Origin of the sequence: Superficieibacter sp. 1612_C1 (genome assembly GCF_015234305.1) — a bacterium.
Taxonomy (GTDB): Bacteria; Pseudomonadota; Gammaproteobacteria; order Enterobacterales; family Enterobacteriaceae; genus Superficieibacter.
In genome coordinates, this window is the sequence record NZ_JADGMI010000002.1 from 195,645 (window position 1) to 208,627 (window position 12,983).

Here is a 12,983-nt window from a genome sequence, read left to right on the forward strand (position 1 = left end):
TGCAGGAGATGTCACCGATTCAGGCGGGGGAGGGGGCGAAGGCCGGATAACCTTCGCCGCGATGATTTTTATTCAAATGTACCTTTAACGCAGACACTGCCTTTGCGCATCATGGCCTTTCCTTTGGCCCAGACATCCTGCACGCACAAATCGTCGTTCAATACCACCAGATCCGCATCGCAGCCCACTGCGATTTGGCCTTTATGCGCCAGCCCCAGGAACTCGGCGACGTTGCGGGTCAACGGATGCAGCGCCACGTTTAGCGGGATGTTATGTTGCTGCACCAACTGGCGGACCGTTTCCGGCATTGATTCAAAACCCGCTACGCCGAAGCCAATTAAGTTGCCTTCTTCATCAAACTCCGGCTGGCTACCATTACCGTCAGAGCTTAATGTCAGGCGTGACAGATGGACTCTGTCCGTTAGCGCGGTGGCAATTGCCGTCGCCGGATCGACGGGAGCATCAATGCTGCTGGTAATATCGATATAGCCGCCTTCACGGGCAAAATGCTGCGCCGCTAAAAAGAGCGTCTCTGAACGATTGACGTGCGTCGGCAGAAGTTTAGTGATGGGAACATCGGAGTTCTGTAACACCTCATAGATCGGTTCAAGCAATCGCGGACTGTCTCCCATATGAAAGACGCTAATGCCCGCTTTGCTGCCCAGAAGCCCGCCGGTCCTTGCCTGTGCTGCCATTGTCGCCAGCTCACTGCTTTGCGGTGCGGAGGACCGATGATCGGAGATAGCGCATTTCACGCCGATCACTTTATCGATCAGCGCCACATCACGGTCGATACTGCCGGTAAGGGTGGTGGAGGGAAGCGAGTAGGAGCCGGTAAGCATCCACGCGCTGATACCTTCGTATTCCAGCGCGCGCGTTTTGGCGAGTAATGATTCCGGATGGCGCGTAATACCATCCGTGCCCAGCAATCCAACCACCGAGGTAATGCCCGCTTTAATCAGATGCGATAAGCGCACCTCAGGCGTGCGGGTATGAGGACCCGCTTCGCCACCGCCGCCGATCAAATGAACATGCTGATCGATAAACCCCGGGCACAGGATCGCACCGTTCAGCTCGATCACTTCGCAATCGGGTAATGCCTGTGGGTCGATATTCATCTCGATAGCGACAATTTTGCCGCCGGCAACCAGCACATCCCGCAGGCCAAGATGATCGGGTGAGTAAACCTCCGCCTGGCGGAAGAGTTTTAGCCCCAGCACTGACAAATCCATATAAGACTCCTTTTAAACCAGTGCCTGCATCACCCACAAGGAGAGCAGAGCGTTGATGACACAAATGGTAATAATGTGCGGGTAATACTTTGGCTTCACGCCGGCTGTACCCAGGCAGCGACCCACGTTTTGTACCGGGTTTCCCATCAAATAAATGGCGGGCAGAAGCACGGTGGCATCATGGCCGTTCAGTACACCGGATGCCACCAGGCTGGCGCATACGCCCACCCCGCCACCCATGCTCATGACCGCAGCCAGCAGCACCGTTGCGGCTTCCCCCGGCAGGCCCCACAGCGCCATCACCGGCTGGCAAATTTTACCGACGATCTCGAGCAGCCCGGTGACGGTCAGCGCCTGAATGATAACGAACGCCATCACCACGTTGGGCAGCAGACTGGTTGTGGCGATGGTAAAACCGCGCCGCGCCCCGTCAGTAAAGAGATCCATAATATTTTTACGCGTTTGTACGGTCACGTTACGCTCTCCCTGCCTGACGGCTTTCTATCTGTGCAATCCACAGCCTGAGCAGGTTTGCGCCGATAAATTTAAATATGAGGATCACTGCCAGCGGCGTAATAACCGGAACGGTGATGGTGGTAAACAGCGCAGCAGCGGAAGAAAAATAGTTGGTAATAATGGCACTGCCGCTGGTCTGATACATGGCAAAAATGGCTCTTTCTTCCTCGTTGATGACGCCTTCTTCCGCCATCTCTTTGGTCATCCCTGCTGCCGCATCGGTATTTTGCAGGTTGGCAATCAGCGCCAGAGAACAGATGCCAGGAATGCCGAGTAGCGGACGCAGAATGGGGGTCATCAGCTGCTGTGCGGCGCGCAATCCACCCAGCCCTTCAGTAACAGAGATAATTCCCAGCGAGAGAATGACCGAGGGGGCGAGTTCCAGTGCGAAGAGAAAACCATCTTTTGCGCCGGTACCGCCAATGCCCCGAAAGGAGATGGCTTTTTCACCCGCCGCGTTAATCTGTCCGAATGAACCGTTCAATACGGTAAAGTCAAAAACTCGCCACCACTCTGTACTTTTCGCGAACATACCCGAAAAAAAGATAATGGTGACAAAAAAAGCCAGATAGCCTGCCCAACTGACTTTCTCCATTGCGGGAGAGGTATTTTTCATGTTGTCCTCCTGACAATAATTTTTTTGTCAGGAGAACTTAATACAAAATTCGGCATAAAAACGAGAGGGGGAGAAGCATTATAGGAATATATTTAGGTTTACAAGATAGACAATGGCTAGTGACTTCAGCATTGATAAGTGTCTAAGGTAGTCGCGCACAAAAGTAAAAAAATATGCATTCTGTTTATCGATTTGAAGATCTTTTTAATCTAAAACGTTAGCTATTCTCTGTAACATGTTAACAGGGAAATAGCGAATGCTGAACGAAGATCACAGCATTATTCTTGCGTTTTTTTCGCAATTAATTGTTTAAAAATCAGGTACGATAAACCTGCGAGGAATTATCGTACCTGATTGTTACATTCTGGTGAATAATCCAGTATTACAGAAGGATTAAAACGTCCAGGTGATGTCAGCCACACCTTGTAAACTATGGTAATTATCCACAGGGGTATCATACCACTGCTTACCCACTGTTAACCCTAAACTTAGCTGCTTAGTCAGTGATTGTACGCGACGAAGGCTAATGCTTTTCAGTTTTCCTTTACGTGTTTCAGGATCCCATTCATAGGCATAAGCACCTGTTCCTTTACTCAGCCAAAGTTGGGTATTACCGGAACCGTTACTGTCATTTAACCTTAATGAAATAATATTACTATAACTGCTACCAATCCCTACGGTATCATAATATGTATAACGCCAGGAGGTAATGAATGGCCCGGTGTAAAGCGAAAAACCTCCAGACCAGGCATTCATATTCGTATCGTCAAAGTAATTTGCATAGCGATAACCAAAGGTCAATAGCGTTTGAGGGATTAATTTCAGGCTGATATCCTGCTGTAAATCTTTACGGCTGAATACTGGCGTATTTTCGGCGATCGCGATCCCTGTTTTACTTGATAACCATGGATTCCAGTTATACCAAAGTGTTCCCCGACCCTGCAAAGCATCCCAGGATTCTCCTTGACCATAGTCGCGTTTACCCTGGGAAATATTAAATACGGCCGCTCCGGACTCGAGTTTATTTTTTATTTCAACCGACGAAATATGACGAGTGCCATGAACTCCTGAATAGTCAGTAAAATTATACCCGGCTGTTAAGCTTAAGTCTTTTGCTTCAGCGGTGGCAGTGAGTAAGCCAACAGCAATTGACGTATATAAAATCCTTTTCACTATTTTTCACCTTCAGTCTGGAGGATCTCTTGTTTAAGGATATATTTTCCTTTTTTGAGATTGTGCTCAATAGTAATTCGTGGTCCAACTAACGTATCTGCCATGATATAACGGCCAGGTAAAATAATGACCTGAACACCAATTCGTGTCCGTGGGCCAATGTAGCACCCCAGTTTTTCTAAACCGGTATTGATATGTTCTCCATTTATGTGAACATGTATAGCGCTATGATCCAGTCGATGGTTACTGGTTCTTACCTGTGCACCAATATAGACTTCTCGGTCAATAACCGAATCAGAAATGAAACATTGGGGACCAATGACCGTTTCTGATTCAATCAATGCATTTTTTATTTCTGTTGCAAAACCTACACGGACATTGTTGCCAAGCATTGTGCCAGGGCGAATGAAAACATAGTTGCCAACCAGGCAGTTCGCACCTATTATCGCCGGTCCCTGAATGACAGCCCCATGGCATATTCGTGTACCAGAACCTATAAGAACTTCACCTGCGCTCTCATCAATAATAACCCCTGACGCTATTGATATCTCTTTGCTATCCGTTTGATTAAGCTTCAGATAACTCTTCAGCGCTACCGGGAGTTGGCAGGGAATAATTTCCTGGCGCTGCCACCAACGTGGTGGCATAGCGAGTGGGCTTGTCGCGGAGTGGTTCACGTCCAGTAAAAAAGGCAATAAATCCATAGATAATCCAAATTGAATAGGCCAGAAGTACATAAAAAACCGAGAAAGGTGCCAGCAATATTAATTGCCAGCAACGGTGGTACCATGCGCTAAAAGCACCTATGGAACATACCACTCCCATCCAGATTAAAGGAAAAAGCGAAAAGATAATTCCGTGTGGACCAATATCTATAGTGATACGAGTCCATGTCGTAATATAAATAAAAATGCCATATAGAACGACCAATACCATTGGTAAGATACTAAAAATACCAAACCGACTCAAAAGTAATGACTTATGTAATCGCATACAGACGGCATAACCAACGATCCAGCGACGCCAGCGTTTCCACTCTTCATGTAATGTATTGCACTCTTGTGGATAGACAACGCAGCGATTAGCTTGCCGAATACGATAGCCCTGGGCGACCAGCGTCCACGTTAAATCGAGATCCTCGACTTTTGTTCGATCGGAAAAGCCGAATTTACGCAGGACCTCTGTGCGAAACATCCCACATGCGCCGCTGATGATAAAAGGTGCACCGCCCAATAGTTGCTGCAACGTTCTTTTCATGACGATCATAGGCAATTTTACAGTGGCGCGTATGTGAGGCAGGATACCCGCACCCTGTAAATGGGTCGAGGGTATGCCACCAACAGCGTCGGCACCACGCTCAATCTCTGCCAGCATAAATCCCATTCCATTTTCATCCGGAGGGACATAGGTATCGGCATCGCTGAGAAAAACCTGGGCGCAGGTCGCGTAGTTAAGACCATTCATTAAAGCCCCGCCTTTACCGGTATTTTTTTGGGTTACGGCTATAAAGCGATCGCCCCATTTTTCTTTTACTTGCTGCATGACAGATTCTGTATTATCTGTTGAACCGTCGTTAACACAAATAACTCGGTGGAAATAAGGGTTTAATAGCAGGTTTTCCAGCGATTGCGCCAGGCACGGTCCTTCATTGTATGCTGGGATAATCGCATCAATGCTGTTTTTATTTAAGCTGGGTTTACGTCGTAGTGTCGTGACAAACCAAAGCAGCACACCGATACTCATCATAATAAAAATAATAGTTTTCATATTTTCTTAGAGAATCATTTTATGAACAACAAAACCTTCACACAAGTTACAACCAGCCTGCTGACCGCGAAATTGAGCTACAGTACGCAGGCGTTCAGATTGTATATAATCACGATGCTGTTGACTTTGATGTAAAGAAATGGCCTGCACTTTTTTAGTGAATTTTTCCTCACTAACATTCTCAAAAACCTGTGGAATAAACGTAAGCCAGGTACTAGGTGTTTCATAACCCAGTATCTGCGGTATATTACGACAGGCAACAATAGAAGCCTTATGTACGGCACGGTGATCCTGATGGCGATCGTTGTCATGCATCGTATAGGCGCGGATGAGTCTAACCTGGGGAGGGAAACGATGTTTGATCACGTCCTCCAGCGCTTTAATCATTTCATCAAGCTGTTGTGATGTTCGCGTATCCTCAAAATCCAGGTGCACAATTTGCTGACACCCCAGGAATGACAGCGCCATTTTGGACTCATTGTGACGGTCAACATCTTTATTACAACCGCTGGTGCCTGCTGTCATTACAACTGCGATAACATAATAGCCTTCTGCGATTAGACGCGCCAACGATGCACCACATCCTAGTTCAATATCATCTGGATGTGCGCCAATTGCTAAAATCCCTTTCTGGTATTGTAATTTCAAAATTTGCCCTCCACTTTCTAAATAAAAGAGTTAATAAATGAACCAGCGCTGTTATTTATAAAGTGGTTTAATAAAAAAATTATTAATATATTATATCCTTCGGGATATTACTCTTTGTGATAACTTATGTCAAAGTGCTTTTTTTAAAATCAAGTTGGTGTGTTTGAAATTTCATCAAACTATAAATATAAAATATAAATTAATATGTATTCTATAAATATAAAATATAAACTAATATGTATTTATTGATTTAATTAATGATTCAGCCCGGTTTGCAGTTTCGGATCAGGGAAATTTTTTTCGCGTTTATTGTATCGTTTTCATGTTGGTCAAGGGATAGGGCACTCATGAAATTCTAACGTTAAGTGACGCTTCTGTTCGTGGCCGGGGGACGCTTTACTGGAAATAGATAAAAATGAGAAACGGGCTGGAGCCCTGTGTGACGCATGGTGAGAGGTGTTCGTAGAAGGCAGAAAGAGTCACTATGGTGTCCCCTGCAGGAATCGAACCTGCAACTAGCCCTTAGGAGGGGCTCGTTATATCCATTTAACTAAGGGGACAAGGCGGCAAGAGTATAACGGTAAATCGTTCCTGCGTTAAGCATCTGCACGCCTGACTGCTTAAAGAGTCGCCATTCAGCCTTGTTTAGCCTCTTTTTCCCGCTCTTTGGCCTGTGCCTTTGCTTCCGCCTTACGCGCGTTGCTCATGTCATTGCGGATCTGCGCGTGGCTGAGCAGGGCGAAAATAAAGGTGCCGCCGCAGATGTTACCGGCAAGCGTCGGCAGGGCGAAAGGCCAGAAAAACTCCTGCCAGGGCAGGGTGCCGTTAAACACCAGATACAGCACCTCGACCGTGCCCACCACGATATGCGTGGTATCCGCCAGGGCGATAAGCCAGGTCATCAGGATAATGACCACGATTTTTGCCGAGCCTGCGGAAGGGAACATCCACACCATAGTGGCAATAATCCAGCCGGAGATAATGGCGTTGGCAAACATCTCAAACGGCGTGTTTTTCATGATGTCCATACCGATTTTTACAAAGGCATCGCGAGTCGGCTCGTCAAACACCGGCATATATTCAAATGCCCAGGCGGCGATGCCAGTGCCGATCAGGTTACCCAGCAGTACCACGCCCCACAGCCTTAGCAGCAGGCCGATATTACGCAAGGTAGGGCTTTGCATAATCGGCAGCACCGCCGTCACGGTGTTTTCCGTAAAGAGCTGCTGGCGCGCCATGATGACAATCACAAAGCCGAAGGTGTAGCCCAGGTTTTCCAGCAGAAAACCGCCCGGCACGCCTTCAAGCTGAACGTGAAAAATGCCTTTGGCGAGAAGCGATGCCCCCATCGACAGGCCGGCGGCAATGGCTGACCACAGCAGGGCCATCGCATCGCGCTCCAGCTCCTTTTCTCCGTCCTGGCGAATATGTTCGTGGATTGCCATCGCACGGGAGGGGAGTCGGTCCTCATCAACTTCAATGTCTTTACCCTGCGATTTTTCGTCGCTCTCAACCGCGTGGTCGTCTTCCTCTTTACCAATTTTTTCTTCTTCTAACTTGTCCATGCGTTTCACCTGCTTCGAAAATATCTTCTAAGCGTAGCGGCTTTGCGCGGAAACGAGGATGCGGAACAAGACGATTTTTTTTGGTCTGAAAGCATAAATAGTGTTAAGAATGTTTCTGCGTATGTTTACACTCTTTGGTGAAACCAGACCGCCAAATACAGGCTATGCTGAATGCAGGTCGCAGCCATATTGCCTGCGTGCGTAGACATCGTGAAACGTGCTGATACAATCACTTGCATGCGATGAGGCGGATTTTCACCCGTTCCGTCAGATGGCAAACAGCGATAGCCATATTTTACAGGGAGACATCTATGAATTTTCGGCTGTCGGCGCTTGCAGTGGGCGCTACTTTACTGGTGGGCTGCGCAAGCTCCGGGGACCAACAGGGGCGTTCAGATCCTTTCGAAGGATTTAACCGCACCATGTACGATTTCAACTTTAACGTGGTGGACCCGTATGTTCTGCGTCCTGTCGCGGTGGCGTGGCGCGATTATGTGCCGCAACCTGCGCGTACCGGCCTGGGAAATTTCACCGGCAACCTTGAAGAGCCGGCGACGATGGTTAACTACTTCCTGCAGGGCGATCCGTATCAGGGGATGGTGCATTTCACCCGCTTCTTCCTGAACACGATATTAGGAATGGGCGGCTTTATCGACGTTGCCGGGATGGCGAACCCGAAACTACAGCGTGTTGAACCGCACCGTTTTGGTAGTACGCTCGGTCATTATGACGTGGGTTATGGTCCTTATTTGCAGCTTCCCTTCTACGGCAGCTTTACCCTGCGTGAAGACGTCGGCGATATGGCGGATACCACCTATCCGGTACTCTCCTGGCTGACATGGCCGCTGTCAGTGGGTAAATGGGCAGTGGAAGGCGTAGAAACCCGCGCGCAACTGCTGGATTCAGACGGTCTGCTGCGTCAGTCTTCCGACCCATATATCATGGTGCGTGAAGCCTACTTCCAGCGTCATGACTTTATCGCTAACGGTGGTAAGCTGAAGCCGCAGGAAAACCCGAACGCGAAGGCGATTGAAGGCGATTTGAAAGATATCGACTCAGAATAAACGAAAGGCCGCAAACCTGACCGTTTGCGGCCTTTTTGTTAGCGTTTATCCGCCGCCAGCAATGGTGGAATGCTCGGCACCATCGGCGATTCATCGATATCTTTCTGCGTCATGCGAAACGCTTCAGGATAATGCTCGCGGCTGGTGCGGCGCAGCGGTTCGGTATCGCGCCAGGTGTACAGGCAGTGCTGGCACTGGTATACCGTCCAGACATCTTTTACCGGCGATGTCGCCATCACTTCAATATGTTCATCGGCGCAACGTGGACAAATCATCTTTTCCTCCTTACTTACGGTTAGCCAGCATAGCGGTCAGTTTTTCAGCCCAGGCTTTGGTTTCAGGCAGATCCTGCACCGGCTGGCTGTAGTGGCCACGGTTGTCCGGCGCAACCGGGGTGGTGGCGTCGATAATCAGTTTGTCGGTGATCCCCGCCGGGCTTGAACCGGGGTCGAGTTCCAGTACCGACATGTTCGGCAGTTGCACCAAATCTCCCGCCGGGTTGACCTTTGAGGAGAGCGCCCACATCACCTGCGGCAGGTTGAACGGGTCAACGTCTTCATCGACCATAATGACCATTTTGACGTAACCCAGGCCGTGCGGCGTGGTCATGGCGCGCAGGCCAACCGCGCGAGCAAAGCCGCCGTAGCGTTTTTTGGTGGAGATAATGGCCAGCAGGCCGTGGGTGTACATGGCGTTGACCGCCTGCACTTCCGGGAACTCGGCTTTCAGTTGCTGATACAACGGCACGCAGGTAGCAGGTCCCATCAGGTAGTCGATTTCCGTCCACGGCATCCCCAGATACAGCGACTCAAAAATCGGGTTGTTGCGATAAGAGACTTTATCAATACGTACCACGGTCATGTTACGACCACCCGAGTAGTGACCGGTAAATTCGCCGAACGGCCCTTCGATTTCACGTTTACGGCTTTCGATCACCCCTTCGAGGATCACCTCCGATCCCCACGGCACGTCAAAGCCGGTCAGCGGCGCGGTGGCAATCGGGTAGGGGCTTTCGCGTAACGCGCCCGCCATCTCATATTCAGACTGATCGTATTTCAGCGGCGTGGCGCCCATCAGCGTGATGATCGGATCGTTACCGAGGGTGATGGCAATCGGCAAATCTTCGCCGCGCTCCTCCGCTTTATGGAGATGCAGCGCAATATCGTGCATCGGGATCGGTTGCAGGCCAAGTTTGCGCTTGCCTTTGACTTCCATACGGTAGATGCCGACGTTCTGCTTGCCAAAATTATCCGGATCGAGTGGATCGCGCGAGACGACGCAGGCTTTATCGAGATAGAAACCGCCGTCGCCATCGTTGAGGCGGAACAACGGCAGGATGTCGAACAAGTTGATAGCATCACCGTCAACGGTGTTCTCCGCCCAGGGCGGATTTGCGCGGCGTTCCGGTGCTACGGGGAAGTTGTCCCAGCGGCGGATAAACTCGTCGATTTGTTTTCTCACCGGCGTGTTCATCGCTAATCCCAGCGAAATCGCATGGTTCTGCCAGGAGCCGATAGTATTCATGGCCACACGGGCATCGGTGAAACCACGAATATTGTCAAACCACAGTGCGGGTGCGCCGTCGCCGATACGGCCCGTCGCATTGGCGGCAGCGGCCAGATCCGGCTCGGCATTGACCTCTTCACTGATTTTCAGCAGTTGCCCCTGGTCATCCAGCGCCTGCAAAAAGCTGCGTAAGTCATCGAAAGCCATTGTTTATTCTCCTGTGAAAAACTCAGCAGGGCCACCTGCAGAGTATCCTCATTGTTCGTATGCGAACTTTATTTACAGAAATTACACCTCAATTCCCTGGCTGGCAACATGTTGACCTCCGACGCGCACGTTTAATCAATATGCGAAGGGTGATTATTGAGGACCTAAAACGTTATGATAAAAGAAAGCACTTGCGAGGGAGCAATCATGAAATTACGGGATGAAGCTTTTCATCTTTTACGCCAGCTCTTTCAGCAACACACCGCCCGCTGGCAGCACGACTTGCCTGAACTGACCAAACCACAATATGCCGTGATGCGTGCCATTGAAGAGCATCAGGGCATTGAACAAGTGGCGCTGACGGAAGCGGCGGTGAGTACCAAAGCCACGCTGGCGGAGATGCTTAGCCGCATGGAAAGCCGTGGTCTGGTGCGCCGGGAGCATGATCCTTCAGACAAACGTCGTCGGTTTGTGTTCCTGACAGATGCGGGGAAGCGTTTACTGGAGAAAAGCAGGCCGGTAGGTGACGGTGTCGATGAGGCGTTTCTGACGAAACTGAGTGCCGGGGAGCGCGAGCAATTTAGCGCCCTGATTAGCAAAATGATGAAATAAACCCGGCGACGGACGCCGCCGGGCAAAAAATTAGAACGCGTAGTTGAAGTTAACGCCGTACAGCCAGGCTTTACCTTCAGATTTGAACTGGTATGGACCTTCTTCAAATTTAACGTGCTGGCCGTGCATGTAAGAAACACCCGCATCCACCGACGCATCTTTATTAAAGGCGTAGGTCGTACCGGCGCTCAGCCACATACGATCCTGGTCAGGAATAGAGATGGAGCGCTGATCTGCCGGAACCGGACTGTCATCAAAAGCGATACCGCTGCGGAAGGTCCAGTTATCATCCATATAATAGGTTGTGCCTAACGCGATACGGTAGGCGTCTTTAAAGCCTTCATCTTTGTAGAACAGGGTATTACCGCCGTTACCTTTGGCTTTCAGCTCCTGGAACTGGCTCCAGCTGGTATAGGCCAGGCTGTAGTGAACGGCCCATTTCGGCGCGACGCGGTTATAGCCGGAGACTTCCCACATTTCAGGCAGATGCAGGCTAAGTGAACCGTCGATAGTTGAACCGCCGGTGCCGTATGGCAGACCGAGGCCCAGCGCGGCATTGACCGGATTCAGCGTCGCCGGGAGACTGCTCTTATAGTCGCCATCAAAGTCGACTTTAATTTCTGAGCGGTAGGTCAGGGCATAGCGGTTGTTCTTATCAACTTCATACAGAATACCGGCGTTCCAGCCGAAGCCCCACTCGTCGCCTTTCAGATGCGCAATTTGTGTATCGCGGCTAATCCCACCCGCCTGCGCGCCAACCGCGGCTGCCTGCTGCGGCGTAAGCTGGCCGGAACGCACCAGCGCAGGAATATTCGCGCCGATAATTTGCGGCAGGTCGCCAGCATAACGTTCTACTTTTGCTCGTGCATAGACGGCATCAAAACCGAGGCCGAAGCTCCAGCTATTATTTAAGCGGTAAGCGCCGCTTAAATTCAGATTCAGTGTTTCAAGATCGGTTTTCCCGCCCATCGAACCTGCGGCAAAACTGTCATTAAATTCAGTTGCCAGACCATAATTGGAAGTGACGGAAGCGCCCCAGCCAAATTGATCATTAATCGGGGCAACAAAGTGCAGGTTCGGTACCCATGCGGTCGGCGCAATATTATCCTGGCTGGCGTCATTACCAACAGCAGAGCGGCCCGATACGTTCACATCCGGGTCCACAAAAACCGCGCCGCCGGAAAAGGTAGGGCGATCAAACATGGTAATAAGAGCGGGGTTACGGCTGACGTTTCCGGCGTCATCGGCAATAGCGCCTTCGCCTGAATACGCGCGGCCAAGACCAGAGGAAGAAAATTCATTTAGCTGGAAGCCTGCTGACCAGGCTTGAGTTGAAACGATTGCCACTGCCACTGCGAGAGCAGACTTGGTGAACCGGGTTTTCTGGCTCATGACCATAACCTCATTGAGTTATTTTTTATTTAAAAAAGTTACATGGTGTAACGAAGTGCGAAGTGTAGGGTCTGTTGTACGGCAGAGAAAGCAGACCAGTGACGAGAGTATAGGTCTGACCAGATGGTATGTTGCAAGTATGTTTCTAAATTTTTTCGAATATGATCTAAGAAACGCGATCCCGCTGGCAAATTTACCCCCTTTGCTCGCTTCTAATGATGGCGAATTTTGTTTTAGATCATTTTTAAATGTGATTTTCATCACTAATCCGCTTACAGGAAATTAACGACTGGAGACCCTCAGTTGTAGAGCGTAAAATAGACGCAATAGTGTTCAGGTGTTATAGAAAGAGGAAATCTACAATGAGTAAATGTAGTGCTGATGAAACTCCGGTTTGCTGCTGTATGGATGTTGGTACCATTATGGACAATACCGACTGCACCGCGTCTTACAGCCGGGTATTCGCTAACCGCGCTGACGCAGAAGAGACGCTGGCAGCGCTGACTGAAAGAGCACGCGGCGTTGAGTCTGAGCCATGCCAGATTACCTCAAACTTTACCGATGTGGCTGAAGGCGTAAAACTGGATATCGACTTCCAGTTTGCCTGCGAAGCCGAAACGCTCATTTTCCAGCTCGGCCTGCGTTAAACCTCCTTTCAGCGCCTCCCTCTGCGGAGGCGTTTTCT

14 protein-coding genes and 1 tRNA gene are annotated in these 12,983 nt (G+C 49.8%); 3 read left to right on the forward strand and 12 right to left on the reverse strand.

Going from position 1 to position 12,983, the window contains the following annotated elements; all coding sequences use genetic code 11:
* Window positions 1-68: 68 nt before the first annotated feature.
* The 9 genes from iadA to INT84_RS07250 all read right to left on the reverse strand — a co-directional run bounded on the left by iadA (window position 69) and on the right by INT84_RS07250 (window position 7,517).
* Window positions 69-1,232 (reverse strand): beta-aspartyl-peptidase, encoded by a 1,164-nt coding sequence (gene iadA / locus INT84_RS07210; RefSeq protein ID WP_194206256.1) that lies wholly within the window; start codon window positions 1,230-1,232, stop codon window positions 69-71.
* Between the two features lie 12 nt (window positions 1,233-1,244).
* Window positions 1,245-1,706 carry a YjiG family protein gene (locus INT84_RS07215; protein ID WP_194206257.1) on the reverse strand — a complete coding sequence of 154 codons (462 nt, stop codon included), beginning with the start codon at window positions 1,704-1,706 and terminating at the stop codon, window positions 1,245-1,247.
* 1 nt (window position 1,707) lies between these two features.
* Complete coding sequence (locus INT84_RS07220) at window positions 1,708-2,364, reverse strand: nucleoside recognition domain-containing protein (protein ID WP_194206258.1); 657 nt, start codon at window positions 2,362-2,364, stop codon at window positions 1,708-1,710.
* Between the two features lie 393 nt (window positions 2,365-2,757).
* Window positions 2,758-3,540, reverse strand: a complete 783-nt coding sequence (locus INT84_RS07225) for a YaiO family outer membrane beta-barrel protein (protein WP_370529657.1) — start codon at window positions 3,538-3,540, stop codon at window positions 2,758-2,760.
* A complete protein-coding gene (locus INT84_RS07230) occupies window positions 3,537-4,184 on the reverse strand; it encodes an acetyltransferase (RefSeq protein ID WP_194206260.1) in 648 nt (215 codons plus the stop codon). Before INT84_RS07230 ends, INT84_RS07225 begins: the two co-directional genes overlap by 4 nt.
* Complete coding sequence (locus tag INT84_RS07235) at window positions 4,105-5,304, reverse strand: glycosyltransferase family 2 protein (RefSeq protein WP_194206261.1); 1,200 nt, start codon at window positions 5,302-5,304, stop codon at window positions 4,105-4,107. Before INT84_RS07235 ends, INT84_RS07230 begins: the two co-directional genes overlap by 80 nt.
* A 6-nt stretch (window positions 5,305-5,310) precedes the next feature.
* Complete coding sequence (locus INT84_RS07240; RefSeq protein WP_194206262.1) at window positions 5,311-5,952, reverse strand: PIG-L deacetylase family protein; 642 nt, start codon at window positions 5,950-5,952, stop codon at window positions 5,311-5,313.
* A gap of 485 nt (window positions 5,953-6,437) precedes the next feature.
* Window positions 6,438-6,512 (reverse strand) — tRNA-Arg (locus tag INT84_RS07245).
* Window positions 6,513-6,587: 75 nt separating this feature from the next.
* Window positions 6,588-7,517 carry a formate/nitrite transporter family protein gene (locus INT84_RS07250; protein WP_194206263.1) on the reverse strand — a complete coding sequence of 310 codons (930 nt, stop codon included), beginning with the start codon at window positions 7,515-7,517 and terminating at the stop codon, window positions 6,588-6,590.
* A gap of 311 nt (window positions 7,518-7,828) precedes the next feature.
* Between INT84_RS07250 and mlaA the strand changes: the two genes are divergently transcribed.
* Entirely contained in the window at window positions 7,829-8,581 is a 753-nt protein-coding gene (gene mlaA / locus INT84_RS07255) for a phospholipid-binding lipoprotein MlaA (RefSeq protein WP_176920285.1), read from the forward strand.
* Window positions 8,582-8,619: 38 nt separating this feature from the next.
* Here the strand turns inward: mlaA and INT84_RS07260 are convergent, their stop codons facing one another.
* Both INT84_RS07260 and INT84_RS07265 read right to left on the reverse strand, forming a co-directional pair.
* A complete protein-coding gene (locus INT84_RS07260; RefSeq protein ID WP_194206264.1) occupies window positions 8,620-8,856 on the reverse strand; it encodes a non-oxidative hydroxyarylic acid decarboxylases subunit D in 237 nt (78 codons plus the stop codon).
* 10 nt (window positions 8,857-8,866) lie between these two features.
* Window positions 8,867-10,294, reverse strand: a complete 1,428-nt coding sequence (locus INT84_RS07265; RefSeq protein WP_194206265.1) for a non-oxidative hydroxyarylic acid decarboxylases subunit C — start codon at window positions 10,292-10,294, stop codon at window positions 8,867-8,869.
* A 207-nt stretch (window positions 10,295-10,501) separates the two neighbouring features.
* Between INT84_RS07265 and INT84_RS07270 the strand changes: the two genes are divergently transcribed.
* The gene (locus tag INT84_RS07270) at window positions 10,502-10,906 is read left to right on the forward strand and encodes a MarR family winged helix-turn-helix transcriptional regulator (RefSeq protein WP_194206266.1); all 405 of its coding nucleotides are present in this window, start codon (window positions 10,502-10,504) and stop codon (window positions 10,904-10,906) included.
* 30 nt (window positions 10,907-10,936) lie between these two features.
* On the opposite strand, the gene fadL is transcribed toward INT84_RS07270, so the two are convergent.
* Window positions 10,937-12,298 carry a long-chain fatty acid transporter FadL gene (gene fadL, locus INT84_RS07275; protein WP_194206267.1) on the reverse strand — a complete coding sequence of 454 codons (1,362 nt, stop codon included), beginning with the start codon at window positions 12,296-12,298 and terminating at the stop codon, window positions 10,937-10,939.
* Window positions 12,299-12,660: 362 nt separating this feature from the next.
* Here fadL and INT84_RS07280 point away from each other — a divergent pair, with 362 nt between their 5' ends.
* Window positions 12,661-12,945, forward strand: a complete 285-nt coding sequence (locus tag INT84_RS07280; protein WP_194206268.1) for a YfcZ/YiiS family protein — start codon at window positions 12,661-12,663, stop codon at window positions 12,943-12,945.
* The last annotated feature ends 38 nt before the right edge of the window (window positions 12,946-12,983 follow it).